Origin of the sequence: Oligella urethralis DSM 7531 (assembly GCF_000372065.1) — a bacterium.
GTDB classification, from domain to species: Bacteria; Pseudomonadota; Gammaproteobacteria; order Burkholderiales; family Burkholderiaceae_B; genus Oligella; species Oligella urethralis.
The window spans coordinates 1-1519 of the sequence record NZ_AQVB01000043.1; the positions used below are offsets into that span (position 1 = coordinate 1).

Genomic DNA, 1519 nt, shown 5'->3' on the forward strand with positions numbered 1-1519 from the left:
CAAGGCGTGTCTGAAACATGGAATCCGAAAAGACCAGCTCATCTTACACTCAGATAATGGTAGTCCGATGAAAGGAGCTACCATGCTAGCGACCTTGCAGAAGTTGGGCATTGTGCCTTCCTTTAGCCGCCCGTCGGTTAGTGATGATAATCCCTATTCTGAGTCTCTGTTTAGAGCACTCAAATACACACCGGTCTATCCTAATAAGCCTTTTACTAGCCTAGAACAGGCTCGTCAATGGGTGCATCAATTCGTCATCTGGTATAACACGCAACATTGCCATAGTAGCATTCAGTTTGTCACGCCAGAGCAGCGTCATAGCGGACAGGATAACGCTATTTTAGCGCATCGCCGTGTCGTTTATGAGACAGCCAAAGAAGCTAGACCTGAGCGTTGGAAAAACCGTTCTGTCCGCAATTGGAAACCGGTCAAAGAGGTCTGGCTAAACCCATCGAAGGAGAGTAACGAGTTAGAGAGAAATGTCGTATTAGCTGCATAAGAAATCGGACAACTTGCTTGACAAACACCGCCCTAGAAACTGGATGTTTTTAGGGCTTTGAACTGTTTAAAGTGTATGGTTTGGACAAGATCTGTCTGACGATACAAAAGAAAAAGACCGTTTTTATCAAGATGGTCTCTATGTTATTGTTAAATAGTAATTGTCTTAAACAGAGGTCTCTGAATCTGCTGCAGCTAAGTCAGTAGACGTTTGTTCAGCTTCAGGACTATGTTGAGGCGCTACATCGCTCTGTTGCACATAATGTGCACCACAATAAGGACAGGTCGCTTCACCTGTTTTGGTGACATCTAAGAATACGCGTGGATGCATGCTCCAACGTGGTGCTTTGGGACCAGGACAATAAACGGGTAAATCCTTGGCATTAACGTAAATCGCTTCAGCGTGATTCTGTGCAGGCATTAGTTTCTCCGGAAATTCGATGGCTTGGGTAAATAAGGCATCCTTGCCTTAGTATAAATTAAATGGTTGGATATAATTTTAATCTTCAACTGTCGGGGTGGACAAGACGCCCCTAGTAAATTACTATTTCTACCGTTGATTATATAAAAAAATTGACCCTACATATCAATATGCAGGACCATACTGGCAATAACAATCATAACCTCAATCTAGTAACAGCTACTTACTCATATAAGGTCTCAAGATGCAACAAAATAATCTTCAACATGCGTTTTTAGCGGATTTAGATAAGCGTCTATGGAGTGCGGCGGATGATAGGATAATTAGTTTGACAAATACCGATGGCTAAGCTGCTATTGGGAGAGATTGAAGTAATATGAGATAAGTAATCCCATTCGATTGTATAAAGAGGTATTTATGAACAAAGATTTGACCGGGGGCGCGACAAGCCCCACCGTTCAGGGCGGGGAAGGATAGCGCGGACGGCGTAGTCGTCCTTGAGTTTCAGTGGGGTGTCTGCTGCTGCTCGATGTACTGCCGCACGATGGAAATCGGCGCACCGCCACAGGATGAAGCGAAGTAGGACGGCGACCATAGTAC

At 44.4% G+C, this 1519-nt stretch carries 3 protein-coding genes; 1 reads left to right on the top strand and 2 read right to left on the bottom strand.

The window, feature by feature from the left end:
- On the top strand, positions 1 to 499 hold a 499-nt coding region (locus A3GA_RS0111055), incomplete at its 5' end, for an integrase core domain-containing protein (protein WP_026156973.1).
- A gap of 165 nt (positions 500 to 664) precedes the next feature.
- Here A3GA_RS0111055 and A3GA_RS11765 read toward each other — a convergent pair.
- Positions 665 to 919 (bottom strand): zinc-finger domain-containing protein, encoded by a 255-nt coding sequence (locus A3GA_RS11765; protein WP_018027466.1) that lies wholly within the window; start codon positions 917 to 919, stop codon positions 665 to 667.
- A 504-nt stretch (positions 920 to 1423) separates the two neighbouring features.
- Positions 1424 to 1519 (bottom strand): transposase (locus A3GA_RS12130; protein WP_208854091.1); only part of this gene is annotated, 96 nt, incomplete at its 5' end.

Excerpts from the sequence above, each read along its gene's own strand:
- A3GA_RS11765 (WP_018027466.1), bottom strand. The coding sequence starts at position 919 with ATGCCTGCACAGAATCACGCTGAAGCGATTTACGTTAATGCCAAGGAT.